The sequence below is a fragment of the Janthinobacterium sp. SUN100 genome, assembly GCF_030397705.1.
In the GTDB taxonomy this organism is placed as follows: Bacteria; Pseudomonadota; Gammaproteobacteria; order Burkholderiales; family Burkholderiaceae_D; genus Janthinobacterium; species Janthinobacterium kumbetense.
Genome location: NZ_JAPUBU010000004.1, coordinates 168,310 through 186,948, shown reverse-complemented (window position 1 = coordinate 186,948; position 18,639 = coordinate 168,310). Strand labels below are relative to the sequence as shown.

Genomic DNA, 18,639 nt, shown 5'->3' with positions numbered 1-18,639 from the left:
ACCGCAAGAATTCACACTGAAGTTTATAAGGTTTAGCAAGTCATCATGAAACCAATCGAAGGCATCTTTGTACAAGAAGTGAAATGGTATTGCAGCAGCAGGGCGGAAAAATATTTTCTCACCTTTGCCGATGCCTTTGCCATGTTCATGGCATTCTGGCTCGCCGGCACATGGACACTCGATGCCACCGACTTGAACAGCTTCGGGCTGGACAGCTCGCGCCTGCTCAGTTACTGCCTGCTATCCCTGGTCACGGTGGCGATCTTCAAGCTGAAGGGCCATCATGCCAAACGCCGTCCGTACTCGAATGAAATCAAGGAACTCCTGAAGATCGTCATGGTCATGGGCCTGATCGACGCGGCCCTGGTCTTCCTCGACAAGCGCGACTCCTCACGCGAGGCACTGTTGGCCACCTGGCTGCTGGTGCCATGCTGTGTCGTGCTGCTGCGTGGCATGATCAAATACTTGCTGATGAAAGCGGGGGGCTGGATACGTCCCATGGTCATCATCGGCTGGGGCGACAATGCCCTGCAGACAGCGCGTGCCTTCGATGAAGAAGCCTTGATGGGCTATCGCCTGATTGCTTTCCTCATCCCCGAAGGCCAAGAACGCTTGGAGCAGCACTACGTAAACCGCAGCAAGCAAGCGGTGCCCTGCATTCCGCTCGGTGAGAACCCGGAACAAACGCTCAAGCTGCTGGGCGATCCGCATGCGGTTGTCGCATTGGAGCAAGGTGGCATCGATGCTTATCAGGGCATGATCCAGCAAGTCAGCCGTTGCGTTGCAAATATGCAAGTTGTGCCAGCCGTACGCGGCCTGCCCCTGTACGGCATGGAGGTCAACCATTTCTTTACGCATGAAGTGCTGCTGCTGACCATGCGCAACAACTTGGCGCGGCCAGGTTTGCAATTGATTAAACGCTGCTTTGATCTGATGGCTTCAATCTGCGTGCTGATCGTCGGCGCCCCCATCTTGCTGTGGATTGCGGCCAAGGTCATGGCATCGGGCCGTCCCATCTTCTACGGCCACAAACGCGTGGGCCAGAATGGCAAGCATTTTCTCTGTTACAAGTTCCGCACCATGGCCGTGAACGCCGATGTCTTGCTCAAGGAGCTACTGGAGCGCGATCCTGAAGCCCGTGCCGAATGGGACCGTGATTTCAAACTGAAGAACGACCCGCGCATCACCTCGATCGGCCACTTTCTGCGCCGGACCAGCCTTGATGAATTGCCGCAGCTATGGAACGTGCTGAAAGGCGAAATGAGCCTCGTCGGACCGCGCCCGGTGGTCGATGCGGAACTGGAACGCTATGGCAACCAAATCGACTATTACCTGGAAGCGAAACCCGGGGTCACGGGCCTATGGCAAGTCAGCGGCAGGAATGACGTCAGCTATGATACGCGCGTTTATCTGGACGCCTGGTATGTCAAGAACTGGTCTTTATTCAATGACATTGTCATACTACTGAAAACGGTTAAAGTCATTTTCAAGAAAGATGGCGCATATTAGTAACGTTATTAAGTTAGTAGTTGCATTTAAGAATATTTAATTGCCCTCGCGCTCAATACAATTTGTCGAGGGGGCATTGTGGCAATGTTCAGAAAAAAGGATAACAGCATGATTTTAGTGACTGGCGGCGCCGGCTTCATCGGTTCCAATTTTGTACGCGACTGGCTGGCGCTCAACGATGAGCCCGTGATCAACTTTGACAAACTGACCTACGCTGGCAATCTCAGCAATCTGGCAAGCCTGGAGCAAGACCCGCGGCATATCTTCGTACGTGGCGATATTTGCGATACTGCCCACATCTCCCGTCTGCTGGCAGAACACCAGCCACGCACCATCGTGCATTTTGCCGCAGAGAGCCATGTCGATCGCTCGATCCATAGCCCCGGCGAATTCATTTCGACCAACGTCAACGGTACCTTCAGCCTGCTCGAAGCGGCGCGCGCCTATTGGAGCGGCTTGACGGGCGAGGCCAAGGACGGCTTCCGCTTCCTGCACGTCTCGACCGATGAAGTGTACGGTACCCTGGGGCCGAACGACCCGCCATTTACGGAAACGACGCCGTATGCGCCAAACAGCCCGTATTCGGCATCGAAAGCGGCGTCCGATCATCTGGTACGCGCGTATTTCCATACCTATGGCATGCCCGTACTGACGACCAACTGCTCGAACAACTATGGCTCTTTCCATTTCCCGGAAAAACTGATTCCGCTCATCATCAGCAACGCCCGCGCCGGCAAGCCTTTACCTATTTATGGCGATGGCATGCAAGTGCGCGACTGGCTATATGTGGGCGACCATTGCTCGGCGATTCGCCGCGTCCTGGAAGCAGGTCGTCTGGGTGAGGTTTACAACGTGGGCGGCTGGAATGAAATGGCCAATCTGGAAGTCGTGCATACCTTGTGCGACATCCTCGATACGCTCGATCCCAAGGCGTCCGGCAGCTATCGCGAACAAATCACCTATGTACAGGATCGTCCTGGCCATGACCGCCGCTACGCCATCGACGCACGCAAGATCGAGCGCGAACTGGGCTGGAAGCCGGCCGAAACCTTCGCCACCGGCATCCGCAAGACCGTTCAATGGTACCTGGACAACCAGGCCTGGGTACGCGATGTCCAGTCGGGCGACTACCTGAAATGGGTGGAGAAAAACTACGCGACGCGCGACACGACCAAGGAGCAGCAATAATGGCAACAACCATCGAACGCAAAGGCATCATCCTCGCGGGCGGTTCAGGCACGCGCCTGTACCCTGTCACCATGGCCGTATCGAAGCAGCTGCTGCCTGTGTATGACAAGCCGATGATCTACTATCCGCTGACCACCCTGATGCTGGCCGGCATACGCGATATCCTGATCATTTCCACACCACAAGATACACCGCGCTTCCAGGAGTTGCTGGGCGACGGCAGCCAGTGGGGTATCAGCCTGACCTATGCCGTGCAGCCCAGCCCGGATGGCTTGGCACAGGCCTTCATCATCGGCAAAGAGTTTGTCGGCGATGCACCATCGGCGCTGATTCTGGGCGACAACATCTATTACGGTCACGACTTTGAATCGCAGTTACGCGAAGCCTCGGCACGCACCAGCGGCTCGACCGTGTTCGCTTACCATGTGCACGATCCGGAACGCTACGGCGTTGTCGATTTCGATGCGCAACGGCGCGCCATCAGCATCGAGGAAAAACCGCTCAAGCCAAAATCAAACTATGCCGTCACCGGCCTGTATTTCTACGACAAGCAAGTGTGCGATATAGCCGCCGGCATCGCCCCGTCAGCACGTGGCGAGCTGGAAATCACGGATGTCAACCGCACCTATCTGGAGCGTGGGCAATTAAACGTCGAACTGATGGGGCGCGGCATGGCCTGGCTCGACACCGGCACGCATGAGTCCTTGCTGGAGGCGGGACAATTCATCGCCACCATCGAAAATCGCCAGGGGTTGAAAGTCGCCTGCCCTGAAGAAATCGCCTACCGTCGTGGCTATATTGATGCAGCCAAGCTCGAGGCCTTGGCGCAACCCTTGAAAAAGAACGCCTACGGCCAATATCTGCTGCGCCTGCTCGAAGAAAAAATATACTAAAGCCTGAACGGCTCATTTCACACCATGCAAATTCAAACAACCGCCATACCTGATGTCCTGATTCTCGAGCCCACCGTGTTCGGCGATGACCGGGGATTTTTCTACGAAAGCTTCAACCAGAAGCGCTTTGCCGAACTGACTGGCGTCACGCGCGACTTCGTGCAGGACAATCATTCCAAATCAGCCAAGGGCGTCTTGCGCGGCTTACACTATCAAATCCAGCAGCCACAAGGCAAACTGGTGCGTGTGACCGCCGGTGAAGTATTCGACGTTGCCGTTGACCTGCGCAAGAGCTCACCAACGTTCGGTCACTGGATAGGAGTGACCTTATCAGCGGTCAACAAACGCCAGTTGTGGATACCGGAAGGCTTCGCCCACGGTTTCGTGGTCACCAGCGACAGTGCCGAATTCCTGTACAAGACAACCGACTACTGGGCACCGGAATTCGAACGCAGTCTCCTGTGGAACGACCCGGCCATCGGAATCGATTGGCCACTCGATGGCGAACCACTATTGTCGGGCAAGGACAAGGCCGGCACGCTCCTGTCAAAAGCCGATATATTTACCTGATCCACAGGCCTGTCCGGGCACGCGTCCGCCCACGGCGGCCAAGCCGCAACAGGTAACTCGTCCAACGAGGCCTCATGATTGATCGTAGCCAGAGATATCCGGCTACGATCAATCGAATATGGCATGCCACCGGCAACATAAAAACCGCCACTGATCACCAAGCTTGCTGCAACAAAGTAATCAAGAAGGGCACGAACGATGCCATATAATTACCACAAATATAATGCATGCAATATCGCTTAAGGCGCGTTCAAATACTGGTTAAGCTTTCGCCCGACCAGCCCCGCGGCATAATCTGATATATGATCGGTATACCCGTAGAGTAAACGTCCATTTTTTGTCATCGAACAAGACTCAGAAACGGTATCACAAAGAATATCTGTTGTATCAAATATTCGGATCTTTTCCGGATTCAAATCCTTAACTTTCAGCAATAACTCCCTATATTTCTTAGCCGATTTTACCTGATCGGAAATTCTCACCTTGCATTCAACGTCCCCATTTCCATTGATGAGTTTTTCAAAAAATTTAGGATGTAATCTCCTTGGCAAACAGTCGCTAGGATCCTTGAAAGTCGGATTATCTATTACAAATACGATCGTTTTTCCAGTCCGAAGAATTTTTCTTGTGAAATTCTGAACACCATCTAATGCAATATCAAAATTCTTATTTCCTTCCAAATCATCGATAGAATATATATTATTTAACGAGAAAATCCCACGCGTTGCGGCAGCTATGACTACCGTCTCGAATTCCGGATTGGCCGCGATCTTCTCCACTGCAGCAATCGCATTTTTCTGATAATCTTCATAGATTTTTTCACTGGACAAAATTGGCGCCACAGGACCATTTCTACCATTACCACCAATTAGTGACCAACGTCCATTTTTATCAGAAGTTCTAATCAGCCCAGGATATAGTGCCAACGCCTTGCTATCTCCGATCAACGCATATTTCGGTTTATCGCGTCGGTCACTAGTGCAAATAGAGAAATTCATATCAAGATCAGTTCTGTTTTTCCCGCATCCAGCAACGATCTGACCTTGGTAGCCACCATCATATCCCGAAATACTAACCGCATTATCGGCCAAGAAAGATCTTGGCAATCCACCTCTCCCCTCCCGGACAAATGAAAAAATACCTATTGCACCAATCATCATGAGCAGCGCCGTCAAAGAGTAATAAGATTTTTTAGATGATTTTCCGAATCGAATTGGAGTCTCAATAAACTTGTAAGTCAACCAGGCCATAATAATCGATAGAAATATCAGGTAACAGATCAACTGCGTACTGACATGGTCATGCCACAATATTCTAGCAAAGGAAAATAATGGCCAATGCCAAAGATAAAGAGGAAAACTGATCAAACCGAACCAGATCATTACACGCATGGATAATATTTTCCGATTTATCCAGGCATCCGGGCCTGCCATGATAAGGCAGGCTGTTGCAAACGTCGGCAATAATGCCCACCAACCAGGAAACGCTGCTTCTTTAGTTATGCAAATTAATGCAATGAGCAAGGTTAGTGTACCAAGCAGCGACAACGGATCAGCATAGCGTTTAGTAAACCGGGAAGTCTTATCTTTCTCAAATATACTCAAATAAGCCAAAAAAGCACCAATCAGCAACTCCCAAAAGCGCATGTGGGGCATATAGAATGCGGCATTTGAATTATTTTCAACATTCCAAACATTCAAAGAAAAGGAAATGGCAATAGCAAAAATAATTACCAATTTAAGGCTGACATTTTTCTTCCAAGAGAACCAGAGAATCAATGGCCATACTATGTAAAACTGTTCCTCAATTCCCAATGACCATAAATGAAGTAAAGGCTTCAAATCTGCAGATACATCGAAATATCCATTTTCCAGAAAGGATACAAAATTTGATAAAAATATTGCCCCGCCAAAGATATGTTTACTAAGCCCCTTAAATTCATTTGGAAATAAAAAATTCCATCCGATATAGTAACAAAAAATTAATACAAATATTAGCGATGGGAATATTCTTTTTGAGCGCCGCAAATAAAAATCAAAAAAACTGAATTTTTTATCAACCAAAGATTCAAACAAAATTGTCGAAATCAAAAAGCCGGACATCACAAAAAATATATCAACGCCGATAAATCCGCCTGGCAAAAACTTGGGAAATCCATGAAATATAACGACACACAGGACGGCAACAGCACGTAAACCATCAATATCGGGGCGATATTTTTTATGGTGCTTAAGCATCGACTCGGCAATTGGATTTAAATAATTAGTCATTGTATAAAAAAATAATCATATCAAAAAATTCCATAAGCAGGATTTGATTTGACAAGCTTAGCAAGATCCAAAAAAATATATAAGCAAAATCGAGTATGCCGCATATCTAAAATTAAAAATGTAGCGAGCCATTCAATTAATACATATATATATATCATTAAGAGTAATTGAAGATATCATCATATTTTTCAAAAATTGAATCCTTTGCATATATATCATCAAACAATATTTTGCAATTATCAGAGTAATACTTGTTTTGGACAGGATCACATAATCTCAATACGGAATTACCGAAATCTTCCCATGTGTTGGCCAATTCACCATGTACGCCATGAATAAAGTCGATTCCCTCGACCCCAATATCGGTTGAAATAATTGGCAACGAACATGCCAAAGAATCGATTATTTTCAATTTAACCCCAGAGCCAAAGGCCAAAGGCGCGATCAGGGCGCAGGCGTTAGATAGCAGCAGCGACAATTTTTCTACACGCCCCAGAAACTTTACTGCTTGACCAAAGGGCTGGCCACACTGTTTGAGCTCATCTGTTACTCCGCCACCGATGATAGTCAGTGTTGCGGCAGGATTGTGTATTAATACTTGTGGAAATACCGATATTAGAAAGACTTTCAGTCCCGCCACGTTATGAGGTAAATTCATGGAACCTAGAAATATGAAACTAGGCTTCTCATCCCAATTTCGCACCATGATCTCGGTTGCAGGCAAAAAAGGCGGGATGGATGTAAGCCGCATCTCACCATGACGTTTCTTGAAATAATCGACTTCACTGGAACTGATCAAGAGCGAAATATCACAATCAGCAGTAGCCCTGATCTCTGAATTTTCTATAATATCCGCTTCATATTTGAGAATAAATTTTTTCAAGGGATCAAATTTATCTACTGCGAATCGTAAAAACGAAGGTATATTTTTTTCAAAATTACCAAATACGCCGATCGATCTGAGATCGGAGGCCGCCATACGCATATATCTCAAGGAGAATAAGTCATCAAGATAAACAATCTTACGCGCACCAGAAAATTGCAAATGACTTGCATATTGCGCCAGCCGCACAGTATCAAAAATCACCATATCCGGTTTGTGCTCGGTTATCAGAGTCTGCATTCTGTCACGGATTTTGCGACTGTAAAAAAAGCACTCTTGAATACTTTTTACACGCTTCAATAAAGTGTAATTTATTATGTTTAAAATTGTCACCAACCGTGATGGCCGGTTAATCGCCGCAATAATCTTATTGCTTCCAAGGGATTCGCCAACTACCGCTACATTGAAGGATTTACCATACCTTTCCTGTAGATAATCGAATATACCGGAAAGCACAACACTTTTACCATTATTACGGGGGGATGGATCAATTGTCGTAAAAAAAAGGACTTTCGTCATTTATAATCCTATTGCTGAAAAAACCGGAATGGCCAGGAACCATTCCGGTTTTTATGTAAATCCGCATAAAAAGAGTGTTTTCTTTAAAGTAGTCTCTAAAAAAATCTCGCAAAAAAAATCAGACTTAATTTTAAAAATTACTTATCATTAATAGCTATTTAGCTACTCTACAGGCAGATAATATTTACAAAAAAATTATTTTCGTCAAGAATTATTTTCTAACGCCTTGATATAGTTGAGCATATACTCATCATGCTGGGTAAAGTTATGTTCCAATACTTTCTTTGAACGATGCAAGTTTAAAATACCTTGCAGAATCTCATCCATATAGATATTAGAAAATTTTTCCACCAAATCATCAATATCTTGATAAGAGAATCTTGCATCCTCAACCAACTCGGCCTGACCACACGAGTTTGGCACTAAAGTCAAGCATCCAAGACGCTGCAATTCCAATGCAGAAATTCCGTAATGCTCAAATAGCGCGCAATGTAATCCCCATTTGCAGGAGGAAATTACTGATTCCAGTTGTTCACGATTCAGTCCCTGCTTCCATTCCACATAACTCTTGTCTGAAATCAGTTTATTGATATCCGCAGTGTATGCCGCATCGGCGCGACCAACAATCAATAAATTAACGGCTATACCACGCTCTCTTATTTTCTTTACAAATTCAATAGCGAATTCAATCCGCTTGCCAGGCACGACGCGCCCCAACACCACCACGGTATCACGGCGTTCCGACCACCAATTTCCAAGTACATCATCGGTAAAGCATTGTTCTGTCTTTGCACCCATATAAGTATAATCCGCCACAATTTCAGGATAATGTCGTCTCACCTGACCCATCGTCCACTTGGAATTAGCAAGGGCCGGAATTCTTTCAACTTGCTGCCGATTCCAACCTGAAATGAGACGGCACGACTGTACATATAGCATGCGTGCCAGTCTGCGGCTCAACTTGTGTGCTTGTTCTCCCAGATAACTCAAGCTTTCAGCATCATGGAAAAAAATCGGCACATGAATAAATTGGAAATTTTTCTTCCCATTGACTGTCAATTCTCCATAGCTGGAAACGACAAGATCATATTGGGATACGTATGATTTTGCTGCACGCAATGCCACCGCGTATCTTAGCAAGGACACCTTCCTGGATTTAATAAGTGCCTGAACAAATGGAAAGGCCCGAATGACTTTCAAGCGGCTTTCATCAATAGAGATACCAGACCAATCAGATAACGACTTGACATTAAGAGCATCACCACAGTGCACCACATCGACGTCATAACCAGCTCGCATTAACGTATTAATTGCGCGTATAGCGAAGAGTTCTGCGCCGCCGAAACTATATAGATCATTGTGAATCAAAAGACATTTTTTTTCATTATTTTCAGTTATTATTTGCAAAGCACTTGAACACTTATATTGCGTCAGATCATGAATAAAACACATTAGCCGCATATCAGCCGGGATTTTTTTTTACATACCCCTGATGTATAAGATAAGAAATAACAAACCAGTAAAATGGATAAGTAATTGCGGCCTGCCATAATGAGCAAATAAGCAGAAAAGCAATGACAAGCATTCGAAATTCACGCGGCAAAGCAATCAGTGGCTTTAAAATGAATAGAAAGATTATAAAATAAAAAAATAGCCCTATAAAACCGCCATATAGTACTATATTAAAAAATGGAGTTTGCGCAGAAGACCCCTTGTCAATAATATCGATGGAACGAAATGCACTACTTAACCAATCCGGATAAATTTGCGATGACGGCCCGGCAAAACCAAATGTACCAGTACCAAAATACGAACCAATTCCCTCATACCAACCAGCAGCATTTGATATAAAGCGGACTACAGAAGAGGGTTCAAGCAATAGCCAATTCGCAAGAAAATCACCATCAAAAGCAGAGAGAGCAAAATTAAAGAAAACGCCTAGTCTAGAATTTTCCTTAAACATTATAGATGCGGCAACAGCCGAAAATGTGAAAATCATCAATATATATATAATAATTTTTGATTTTATGGATTTTCCGCCGTGCATTATAAACTGATTCAACAATATAAGCATAGCAAATATAATCCCCGTAATCGACAGGGTGGCAACCAATAAAACTGCGATTAATGCGAATAAAAAACCTTCACCATCTTTTATTTTATCGGCAGATCTATTCAATAGGTACATGATGTACAAACCAAATAAATTCAGTGAGGCATATGAAGGCTCTGAAGAAAAAAATGAATTAAACCCATAATAATAAAGCGTCCCTCTGGGGAAAAATATTCCCAACATTGCACGTGTCGGAGATGATGCCAGCAAGCCACATATAATTACAAAAAACAACAAAATAACAATCCAGCGCATTACCCATAAATTGCATAAAGGAATCAGCCGCCACCCAAAAAGAATATAGCTTATTAGTACAAATATTTTCAGCGCCGATGCCAGGTCAGTAGTAGTACCGAACGCCAGGCCAATTGCTGCCATCAACAAAAGCAAGGCGGCCAACAACATTAGCCGAAATGATAATTTCCCATCCTGCAGAAATGCCATCATCGCCAAGGTCATCAATATAATTGGCTGATACTCGCCCATAGGCAGCACTTCCAAATTAACCGTCAAAAATCCGAGCATTAACAGAGAAGATAACAGCAGCTCTCTTGACGATAAGGGTATTTTCTTAAATATATTGTTCATTGATAAGTCCAGGATGTTGGTCTTGCCGCGCCTCCAAAATTTCGGCACGCTCAGTTCGCATATTCATATTTCGTTGCATGTTTTTGCAATCAACACTTTCAAAGCTTACTTACGAAATATTATGTGCAAATGCCGTTTAGGTCAGGCACCGATATTTCAGACTAAATCCCTTTTCTTGGAAACAAATCTTATTTTATTATTGATCTTCAACAAATAAAATCGGGCGCAACGATCATTTCCATTCTGAATCTCTTGTATTGTCAACAGAATTATTGAAATTACGGCTTCATTTTCAATCCATCACGTGTTCCGCGATAAAATGAAGAAAATAACTTTTTCGTAAATAAACGCCATTTCAGAAGGCGGGTAAGGGAAAAATAAGTAAATGCCACTATTTTTTGTACCGTCGAAAAATTCTTCTTGATGAAATAAATTCGATTACGATGGCCGTAGTAAATCGAGAATGGTGAGGTTCCTCCACCTGTACTACTGCTGACTTTATGCCATACCTGGCCTGCCGCCCAATAATAGACTTTATACCCAGCCAAACCTGCACGCCAGACAAAATCAGTATCGTCATGATAGACAAAATATTTTTCATCCATGATTCCTACAGCATCAAAAACCGAGCGATGAATAAGCATGAAACAAGTCGGTGCATATTCTGTATGGCCATCCTTATCATACTGGCCGGTGTCTTTCTCTCCTTCGCCAGTATGATTGGTAGTACCTATCCATCGATTAAAACTACCACCGGCACACCATATTTTTCCGGAATCAAAGAAATATATTTTAGGAACAATCATTCTTTCCTGGCGCACATCAGCCAATGTCAGCATTTCTCCCAACAGATCAGGATTATTAAACTCAATATCATTATTGAGCAATAAAACATATTCACATCCCATTTCCAATGATAAATTAATACCCTGGTTGTTTGCCGCGGCCACACCGACATTCGAGGTATTATGTATCAATGTCACATTCTTGAAATCGTATTGTTTAATCAATTCTTGTGCTTTCGCATAAGAACGATCATCCAGACTATTATCAATAATAAATAACCAATAATCCTGCATTTTTTGCTTTGACAGGCTTTCGAAAAATCCCGGCAATACCGATGCGCTATTGAATAGTACTGTTACCAGTCCGGTCTTGACTGTCATTTGTACAAGCCTCGCTGTTTCATTTCTGCAATGCTTACGTCATAGGCATCCGCCTGCACCGCCTGCTGATTGACCCATTCGGTGAACAACTTGATACCTTGCTCAAAACCTATCTCTGGTTTGAATCCAAGCAGGCGTGTCGATTTGCTCAGGTCGGCATAATTATGTCGGATATCACCCAATCGATAAGCGCCAGTTACCTTGATTGGCACATCGACGCCATAAGCGTGCACCAGCGACTGTGCAACCGTCAGCACGTCGGTGGCGACACCAGCACCAATTCCGAACACTTCGCCATCGGCCTCATTCTTGGTTAAAGCCAAGGTCGTCGCAGCAACAATATCGGAAATGAAGACGAAGTCACGGCTTTCTTTGCCATCTTCAAAAATGCTCAAGCCATTGCCATTCTTGATACGTGTCGAAAAGATAGACAGAATACCCGTGTAAGGATTACTCAAGGATTGACCAGGGCCATATACGTTCTGATAACGCAGTGCAGTAGCACCAATACCCAGTGAGGCACATACTGTCATCACCATCTGTTCCTGATTCTGTTTGGTAATGCCATACACTGAAGATGGATGAATCTTTGATTCCTCATCGGTTGCCAACAAGCTCAATGGTGCACCGGTCTCAGGGCACCGCGGTTCAAAGCGGCCTGCCTGCATATCTTCGTCCTTGCGTGCGCCAGGGTAAATGACACCCAGTGCCGAGGAATGATATTTACCCTCACCATAGATCGAGCGCGACGAGGCCACCACCACTTTATTGACCGAGTATTTCCCATTGGCCAGCAAATCGAGCATCAGGCCGGTACCGCCGATATTGACGTCGACATAGCGTTTGATTTCATACATCGATTGGCCGGTGCCGGTTTCTGCCGCCAGATGTACGATAGCATCCTGCCCTTGCAGAGCCTGTTTCCATGCAGCTTCGTCACATACGGAACCTAGCACAAAGCGAACGACATCCTTGATACTGCGATACAGCGGTGATGTCTCGACAGGATTATTGCCATGAATTTGCGGCGATAGATTGTCCAGTACAGTCACTTCATGACCAAGGCCAATCAGATGTAAGGCAAGATTGGAGCCGATAAAACCCGCACCGCCAGCAATAAGAATATTCATTTTATTTTTTTCCACGCATTAGTTTCAAAGCAATATTTTTTTACAACTTTTGCCGGATTCCCCACCGCCACTGAAAATTCCGGTACATCTTTATTTACAACAGAATATGCACCAATCACGGAATTTCTTCCAATTTTCACATTGGGCAGGATAATTGCACCGTAACCTATAAAAACATCATTCTCGATATCAATATAATTTCCGATACACTGGATTCGATTGCCGATTTTTACATCACTACTGACATCATCATACGGATGGTGAACATCCACAATCGCAACGCCCCCGGTAATGGAAACATTATTACCTATGCTCACCCTAGAACCACAAATGATGTGCACGTTCTGTTCGATGTTTACATTACTTCCGATAACGAGACTTGGCATATTTTCTTTATCGGTCAAAACAACTTCCAGCCTGGCACCACTACGAATCAGGACGGAATCACCAATAAAAATTCGGTGCGGATTCTCGATCAACAATGGTTTAAATATCGTCACCCCGTGCCCAACCGCTCCAAAGAAAAATCTGTAGAAAAAAAACACTTTCATTTTTGCAAAAAATGAAATTAAATAATTAAAAAATTCGAAAAATTTCATATTTTTTATTTTAATTAATTTTTTCATTGTAGATAAATTTACACTCTTAAATATTCATCATTTATCTTAATTATTTATTTTGCTGCTGCAAAATCGATTCGCGCTCTTCATTGTTTATCTTTTCAATATTATTAACATCAAGAAAAAATTGTCGCTCATATGTCTTCATTGAAAGAATACATTGGTAATACATCATTTGCAAAACAAAGAATAGTCCCGGCATTCCCGCCTTATAGCCGCCATCGAAAAAATAATTTTTCAGGAATGCTTTTCCCAATCGCGCGAATAGCTTGAAACTTCCGCTAAAATCATTGCGTTGCGATTGAATATCGGTATATCGATCAATCGTCGCGATGTAGATTTTTGCCGTATTGGATATAAAATGGCGCACATAAAATTTCCTGGCATCCATGTAATATATTTCACTTTCCGGCACCACTGCACGTCCAAAAGAGTGAATCTTGTTGCCAGTAAAATCGAGTGCATCTTTTTCAAATACACGATTTATGCGATCAGCATAGGCATCATGGCAAAATTTTCCATAATAAAAATTCTTCCTTGCCAAACTGATGATCTTGTATTTATTCGATTCAATCGTATCAACTATGCCGATCAATGTCTGTTCATCCAGCATCTCATCGGCGAAGCCCCAGTAGATCCATGGTGTTTGCACTGTTCTTTTTATCAGTGCCACAGTTTCTTCGTCTTCAACCCATCCTACATTTTTATTCGAAAATACTGTCGCGCCATACTTTTCAGCGATTTCACTGGTTGCATCAGTACTGTGGTTATCAACAATCAAAACATGTCCCCAACCGGTCAAGTTGCGCAATACTCTTTCGATTCTTTTTTCTTCATTGAAGGTAAAAATAACAAAAGTCAACTTATTACAAAATTTCATTTTATTCCTCTTTTTTTCTTTGCAAATCGACAATATGCAAAATAAGAAAACCGGCTATGAATATCTGCGATAATGCAATGGGAACACCGATCGCAAACGAATTCTGCGGCCAATAATGCATCGCAATATATCCACCGATCATTGAAGTCACTGATGCGACAACATTGCAGAATATCATCACTTTGGCTGCGTTATTAAGCATTAAATGAACCGTTGCAGCCCCTATCACCAGATTCCCTGCCTCCACCAGCACGCCAAAACCAATGGCCTGAGCGTATTCTACATAATCGTTTTTAGTCAAAAACAGTAATAAGTATTTCCCGGTCAGCGCGGTACCCAGCATGACAATCAATGCAAGAATCAAGGCATTTCTAATATAAGTCAGCGTAAACTGGCCTTTGCTGCCATAGACCTTCGGCAAGAATATCTGGGAATAAACGGATGAAATCGCCTGCATGCCCGCACTTCCAAGGTTCGTCACCACCACATAAATCGCCGCAGTCGCCGGCACGCCAGCCCATACATACATCAATCTGTATGATTGTAATTGTGCAAGATTGCAAATCGCACCAATCGACAAGGCATATGATTTCCGAAACACAATTTTATAGCTCTCGATCCCTTCGTCAAGCCAGCTGTAAGCTATTTTTCTAGAGCTATACAGCAATATAATGCATGCTTCCAAAAATAATGCCATTACTGACGAATACAGCAACACGCTGGCAGTTGCCACAACAAGACTGTTGACCAGGATGAAAAGCCCGACTTTTGCTAGTCCTTCGAAAACCAGCATGCAAACGACAAATATCTTGTGGCCGCGGTTGTTTAGCAATCCCCTGGAAAAATTACATAAATATATTAATAGCGCGGTGACATAAATTCCGAATATGTCGAACGGATGAATTTCCCCCATATACAACAATGGCATGCAAAATAACACGCATAAAGCCAATGCTATCAAACAGACGATTTTATTGATCTTGTAGAGCGCCACCACAGGAATTTCCTTCCCGTGCAACGCCAGTCTGGCCTGCAAATAATAATCAATCGGAACAAAAATTAACGCATTCATGATATATGAAAGCGTCATCAGATAAAAATATTTCCCGATCTGTTCGGTAGAAAGGTTATTCGTATAAATTTTTATAAAAATGAAACCGACGCCGATTGAAAAAAACCTCAATCCAATCACAGCGCCGGTTTCTAAAAAATTCCGCCTGTTCAATGCAGAAATTACTTTTTTTAACATGACTTTGAAACTGTTAATTGCTTTTCTTTTTCACAAACTCATGTGCTTTTGCGGGCATACCATTGATATGTCTTGCCGACAGCCTCTTCCAGAGAGCATGTCTGCTTGACATGCAGGCTCTTGTTGCTCTTGCCCAGATCCGGATACAAATCGTCCTGGGTTTTACGTTCCGTCGCAACATTGCCAAACGCACATTTGACAGTTTTGTTGGCTGCACGTTCGATCAGTTTGATCAATTCCAGATGCGACACCGGCTCGGCGCTGCCCAGGTTATAGATCTGGCCATCGACACCGTGCACCAGAGCTGCCAAAGTCCACCATGCTACATCGCTACCGTACAGGTAGCTGCGGCGTGCGGAACCATCGCTATGCATGCGGATTTCGGTGCCCAGCAACATGTCTCGCATGAAATTATTGATCGCCCAAGGCCGGTCCAGTCCCTGATACGGGCCCAGGAAGGTAAACGGGCGCAAGGTGCTGACCGGCAGGCGGAACTGGCTGCGATAGGTGGCGCATAGGCTTTCTGCGGCGTGTTTTGCATCTCGGTAGACGTTGTGCAACTGCCCTGCGGGTGCCGGGAAATTATCCGTCTCTGCTATCGCACCGGTCCGGTCCGGGGTGCCATTGACCATGCTAGAGCTCAGGTTAACCAGCCGCTTCAGGCCGGACAACTGCGTCGCCGCATCCAGTGCATGGGCGGTACCCTGCACCGTGGTCTGGAACACCCGCAATGGATCGGAGGCATGCACGCGGTTGTCAGGGATGCCAGCAGCATGCACTACATACGTGGTATCCGGATGGAAGGCGAATGGCGAGCGTACGTCTTGCACGACAGGATGGATATCGCCGCGCGTCGACAAGCGCGTATTGGCTTTGGCCCAGTCGGTCGCGCTGCGTGAATACAGGTCGAGCTTCATGCCGAGCAGGTATTCATCATTGAGCGCGGCGACCATTTCAGCCAGCCAGCTGCCCAAGAAGCCACTACCGCCGGTGACGGCGATGCGTTGACCGCGCAAGGCTGCCCGTACGTCGGCATCGGTCGAGGCGGCCAGACAGTCCTTCGAGAAACTCGAGGAATGGTCGCTCATAATACGGCCGCCTTTTGTGCCGCCAGTTCTTGCGCCACTTCAAAAATCAGGCTTTCCTGTCCAGCCACGGCATTACGCTTGCCCAAGGCAAAGAAGATATCGCGCGGATCGACACTGTATTCCTTGGCGGCCCGGTCAACCGGTTTGGCGAAGCCAGAAAACACACCAGCCAAGCCGCTGACGATACTTAGCGAAGAAATCGTCGGAATCACTTTAATGAATTCATCGGCCGCCAGACCGGCCGCATCGAGGATTTTGTACAGGTCGATACCGGTCGCAATGCCAAGGCGCTGGAATACCGCGATCAAGACTTCCAATTGGGCATTACCGGCGCCGGCGCCAAAACCGTATATGCTGGCGTCGATCATCGATGCGCCGGCGTTGACCGCAGTCACCGAATTGATCACGCCCATGCCCAGGTTGTTATGCGCATGGAAGCCGACCGGGATCGACAGTGCGTCAACCAGGCGCGAAATGCGCTCGGTGACGTCGGAGGGGAAATAGGCGCCGGCCGAATCCATGATGATCAGGCCTTCGGCGCCGTACGATTCCATCTTCTTGGCTTCTTCGACCAGTACTTCAGGCGTTGCCATATGGCTCATCATCAGCACGCCGAACACTTGCTTGCCGGCCTGGCGGATATAACCGATGTGACGGTCGGTGGTATCGGCTTCGGTACAATGCGAAGCGATGCGGAACACGTCCACGCCGGCGTCGATGGCCTTGACCAGATCTTTCTTGATGGTGCAAAAACCCGGGATCGAATGGATGCCCAACTTCGAATCTTTCAGGTTGTCACGCGCCACCGCCAGGATGTCACTATCGGTCAACGCGGCTTCGCCGATCAGCATCGACGACGCACCGAGGCCATTACCATGGCCGACTTCCACGATCGGCACGCCGGCAGCTTCGGCGGCACGGCAGTAATTCGCGACATTCTCGGCCGTCAGCTGATGGCGTACTGCATGATTACCGTCACGCAGGGTAGGATCGGTGATCAGTACTTTCTTAGTCATTATTTTGCTCCTTGCGCAATTTGATTTCAGCTACCTGTTCCGCAATGGCGATGGCAGCGCAGTTGATGATATCGAGGTTACCGGCGTACGGCGGCAAGTAGTCACCGGCACCCACCACTTTGATAGTGACAATAACGCGGTTGCCGTCAATCGTAGGATTGACGATCATTCTATAACCAGGAACGTAAGCATTGATTTTCTTTACCATTGCTTCGACCGAAATGCGGATCTTGTCGATGTCCGGATTTTCGATTTGCGCATAAATAGTAGTCTGCATGTCGATCGGCGGACGTGCCGGATTCAGGATCAGGATGGCCTTGCAGCGCGCCGCGCCGGAAAACTTTTGCAGCGCCTGCTCGGTCGCATCGATATACTCATCAAGGTTATGGCGCGTGGCTGGACCGGCGCTGCGCGACGAAATGCTCGATGCCACTTCGATGTAGCCGATGTCCGGATGCACCTGGGCAATAGCGTTAGCGATAGGAATCGATGCCTGACCACCACAGGTAATCATGTTAATGTTGCGCGCACCACTGTCCAGGGCTTCCTTGGCATTGATGGCCGGGATGCATAACGCACCCAGCTTGGCCGGCGTCATGTCGATCACGGTCTTGCCCAGTTTGTCGAGAATGGCCCAGTGTTCATGATGCGCGTGTGCCGAGGTGGCGTCGAACACGATGTCGCAAATGTCGGGATTTTGCACGATGGCGTCAATACCTCGGTCGGAAATATGCACTCCCAGTTCGTTGGCCTTTTGCATGCCTGCCGAGTTGAAGTTACGCCCGGCGAACAAGGTGCATTCGAGCCATTCGGAACGCATGATCTTGACCATCAGGTCGGTGCCGATATTGCCGGTACCAATAATACCGACCTTTACTTTGCTTTTCTGTGTCATTTCATTCCGTTCAGTTTTGATCTTTATTGCTTACTTTAAATAGCTAGCCCGGCATGGCCGGC

16 protein-coding genes are annotated in these 18,639 nt (G+C 46.1%); 4 read left to right on the top strand and 12 right to left on the bottom strand.

What is annotated here, in order from left to right; all coding sequences use genetic code 11:
* Positions 1-45: 45 nt before the first annotated feature.
* The 4 genes from wbaP to rfbC all read left to right on the top strand — a co-directional run bounded on the left by wbaP (position 46) and on the right by rfbC (position 4,160).
* Entirely contained in the window at positions 46-1,509 is a 1,464-nt protein-coding gene (gene wbaP / locus O0881_RS20880; protein WP_289912815.1) for an undecaprenyl-phosphate galactose phosphotransferase WbaP, read from the top strand.
* A gap of 108 nt (positions 1,510-1,617) precedes the next feature.
* Positions 1,618-2,697: a dTDP-glucose 4,6-dehydratase gene (rfbB, locus tag O0881_RS20875; protein ID WP_289912813.1), complete on the top strand. Its 1,080-nt coding sequence runs from the start codon at positions 1,618-1,620 to the stop codon at positions 2,695-2,697.
* The gene (rfbA, locus tag O0881_RS20870; RefSeq protein ID WP_289912812.1) at positions 2,697-3,590 is read left to right on the top strand and encodes a glucose-1-phosphate thymidylyltransferase RfbA; all 894 of its coding nucleotides are present in this window, start codon (positions 2,697-2,699) and stop codon (positions 3,588-3,590) included. The genes rfbB and rfbA overlap by 1 nt, the downstream gene beginning before the upstream one ends.
* A gap of 24 nt (positions 3,591-3,614) precedes the next feature.
* Positions 3,615-4,160 (top strand): dTDP-4-dehydrorhamnose 3,5-epimerase, encoded by a 546-nt coding sequence (gene rfbC, locus O0881_RS20865; RefSeq protein WP_289912810.1) that lies wholly within the window; start codon positions 3,615-3,617, stop codon positions 4,158-4,160.
* Positions 4,161-4,399: 239 nt separating this feature from the next.
* Here rfbC and O0881_RS20860 read toward each other — a convergent pair whose 3' ends face one another.
* The 12 genes from O0881_RS20860 to O0881_RS20805 all read right to left on the bottom strand — a co-directional run bounded on the left by O0881_RS20860 (position 4,400) and on the right by O0881_RS20805 (position 18,577).
* Entirely contained in the window at positions 4,400-6,430 is a 2,031-nt protein-coding gene (locus O0881_RS20860) for an acyltransferase family protein (protein WP_289912809.1), read from the bottom strand.
* A gap of 157 nt (positions 6,431-6,587) precedes the next feature.
* Positions 6,588-7,832 (bottom strand): glycosyltransferase family 4 protein, encoded by a 1,245-nt coding sequence (locus O0881_RS20855; protein WP_289912807.1) that lies wholly within the window; start codon positions 7,830-7,832, stop codon positions 6,588-6,590.
* 204 nt (positions 7,833-8,036) lie between these two features.
* Positions 8,037-9,200: a glycosyltransferase family 4 protein gene (locus O0881_RS20850; protein ID WP_289912805.1), complete on the bottom strand. Its 1,164-nt coding sequence runs from the start codon at positions 9,198-9,200 to the stop codon at positions 8,037-8,039.
* A 94-nt stretch (positions 9,201-9,294) separates the two neighbouring features.
* Positions 9,295-10,533, bottom strand: a complete 1,239-nt coding sequence (locus tag O0881_RS20845; protein WP_289912803.1) for a hypothetical protein — start codon at positions 10,531-10,533, stop codon at positions 9,295-9,297.
* A 278-nt stretch (positions 10,534-10,811) separates the two neighbouring features.
* A complete protein-coding gene (locus O0881_RS20840) occupies positions 10,812-11,699 on the bottom strand; it encodes a glycosyltransferase family 2 protein (RefSeq protein WP_289912802.1) in 888 nt (295 codons plus the stop codon).
* Complete coding sequence (locus tag O0881_RS20835; protein ID WP_289912799.1) at positions 11,696-12,829, bottom strand: NAD-dependent epimerase/dehydratase family protein; 1,134 nt, start codon at positions 12,827-12,829, stop codon at positions 11,696-11,698. The genes O0881_RS20840 and O0881_RS20835 overlap by 4 nt, the downstream gene beginning before the upstream one ends.
* Positions 12,826-13,428 carry an acyltransferase gene (locus O0881_RS20830; protein WP_289912798.1) on the bottom strand — a complete coding sequence of 201 codons (603 nt, stop codon included), beginning with the start codon at positions 13,426-13,428 and terminating at the stop codon, positions 12,826-12,828. The genes O0881_RS20835 and O0881_RS20830 overlap by 4 nt, the downstream gene beginning before the upstream one ends.
* 70 nt (positions 13,429-13,498) lie before the next feature.
* Entirely contained in the window at positions 13,499-14,329 is an 831-nt protein-coding gene (locus tag O0881_RS20825) for a glycosyltransferase (protein ID WP_289912796.1), read from the bottom strand.
* A gap of 1 nt (position 14,330) precedes the next feature.
* Positions 14,331-15,578, bottom strand: coding sequence for a hypothetical protein (locus O0881_RS20820; RefSeq protein ID WP_289912794.1), 1,248 nt, complete (start codon positions 15,576-15,578; stop codon positions 14,331-14,333).
* Positions 15,579-15,616: 38 nt separating this feature from the next.
* Entirely contained in the window at positions 15,617-16,666 is a 1,050-nt protein-coding gene (locus O0881_RS20815; protein WP_289912791.1) for an NAD(P)-dependent oxidoreductase, read from the bottom strand.
* On the bottom strand, positions 16,663-17,682 hold the full coding sequence (gene dmpG, locus O0881_RS20810; protein WP_289912789.1) for a 4-hydroxy-2-oxovalerate aldolase: 1,020 nt from the start codon (positions 17,680-17,682) through the stop codon (positions 16,663-16,665). The genes O0881_RS20815 and dmpG overlap by 4 nt, the downstream gene beginning before the upstream one ends.
* Positions 17,675-18,577, bottom strand: coding sequence for an acetaldehyde dehydrogenase (acetylating) (locus O0881_RS20805; RefSeq protein ID WP_289912787.1), 903 nt, complete (start codon positions 18,575-18,577; stop codon positions 17,675-17,677). Before O0881_RS20805 ends, dmpG begins: the two co-directional genes overlap by 8 nt.
* Positions 18,578-18,639 lie beyond the last annotated feature (62 nt).